The organism is Roseateles sp., from assembly GCF_049240545.1.
In the GTDB taxonomy this organism is placed as follows: Bacteria; Pseudomonadota; Gammaproteobacteria; order Burkholderiales; family Burkholderiaceae_C; genus Paucibacter_A.
On record NZ_JBMLSK010000207.1, the window covers coordinates 1 to 1,596 of the forward strand.

Here is a 1,596-nt window from a genome sequence, read left to right on the forward strand (position 1 = left end):
CTAGTCGCCCGTGAAAAAGGCTGAAAGCGTTGGAAACGCGTGGGTTTTGGTGGGATTGAAGTAATCGGATTTGCAAGGTTTGGTGCGGGATTGGGCAAAAAGCTTGCGATTTTGCGCGCCTGGGCACGTGGGGGCTTTCTTCGGAATTCGTGCTGTGATTCAGTGTGCTGGTCTCCATGATGAGGTTTGCCGATGCCGCCGAAGAAGCCCGCCCCGCGCAGTGACGAGCTGTTCCGCAGCCAGCTCGACAACATGATCGACATGGGGCACGCGCTGGTGAAATTGGCGCAGCTGATCGACTGGTCGCGGTTCGATGAAGCGTTTGGCCGGTTCTATCATGAGAAGGGGCGGCCAGGCCTTTCGACCCGGCTGATGGCGGGACTGCACCTGCTCAAGCACATGGAGGGTCTGTCGGACGAGGCGGTCTGCGCCCGGTGGGTCGAGAACCCGTATTACCAGTACTTCTGCGGCGAGCAGTACTTCTGCCACAAGCTGCCGCTGGACCGGTCATCGATGACGCGCTGGCGCGGGCGGATCGGCGCTGACAAGCTCGAACTGCTGCTGGGCGAGACGCTGCGGATTGCGATGGACACCCGGGCGATGCCCCCGCAGGCTTGCGAGCGTGTGACGGTGGATACGACGGTGCAGACCAAGGCGGTTGCCCATCCCACCGACAGTCATCTGCTGATGCGCGGTATTGAGTGGCTGAACCGTTTGGCCAGAAAGCACGGGCTCAAGCTGCGGCAGTCATTCCTGCGCGTCGGACGTCAGGCCCGGCGCGATGTCTCGCGGCTAATCCATGGCCGTGGGCACAGCCAAGCGATGCGCTGGGTTCGCAAACTGCGCACCTGGCTCGGTCGGCTTGACCGCGACATCGGTCGCAAGATCGCCGGCAATGAAGAACTTGAGGCCGCCTTTGCCGTCGCGCGTGAGCGGGTGGCAAAGATCCTGACCCAGAAGGCGGACAGCACCGACAAGCTTTACGCGCTGCACGCACCCGAGGTGGAATGCATCGCCAAGGGCAAGGCGAGGACGCGCTACGAGTTCGGGGTAAAGACCTCCATCGCGGTCACCAACGCGCGTACCGCGGGTGGCCAGTTCATCGTCGGGATGCAGGCACTGCCCGGTAATCCCTACGACGGCCATACCCTGTCCGGGCAGATCGAGCAGGTCGAGCGCCTGACCGGCATCACCGTCGAGCGGGCCTATGTGGACCGGGGCTACAAGGGCCATAAGCATGGCGGGAAGGCCAAGGTCTACATCGCCCACACCCGCGGCATCGCCTCACCCACTATCAAGCGCGAGCTCAGGCGCCGAAATGCCATCGAGCCGATCATCGGCCACACCAAATCTGACGGCCTGCTGGAGCGCAATCACCTTGCCGGGGCCACCGGCGATGCCATCAACGCCATCCTGGTCGCCGCAGGACACAATCTGAGGCTGCTCGTCGCATGGCTGAACGCGCTTTTGCGCGCCTTGCTCACGGCTTGGCTTCCCGTAGCACGCCGTGAAATGGCCGCTGCATGACGCTCCAGGGCGGCTCACCGTTCCAACCTATCCCAGCCCAGAACCCAAATCGCGTTCTTCACAGACGAC

The 1,596-nt window shown here is 62.9% G+C and carries 1 protein-coding gene; it reads left to right on the forward strand.

The window, feature by feature from the left end:
• The first annotated feature begins 192 nt into the window (after positions 1 to 192).
• The gene (locus tag ACOVRJ_RS13155; RefSeq protein ID WP_422044302.1) at positions 193 to 1,527 is read left to right on the forward strand and encodes an IS5 family transposase; all 1,335 of its coding nucleotides are present in this window, start codon (positions 193 to 195) and stop codon (positions 1,525 to 1,527) included.
• Positions 1,528 to 1,596: the final 69 nt, after the last annotated feature.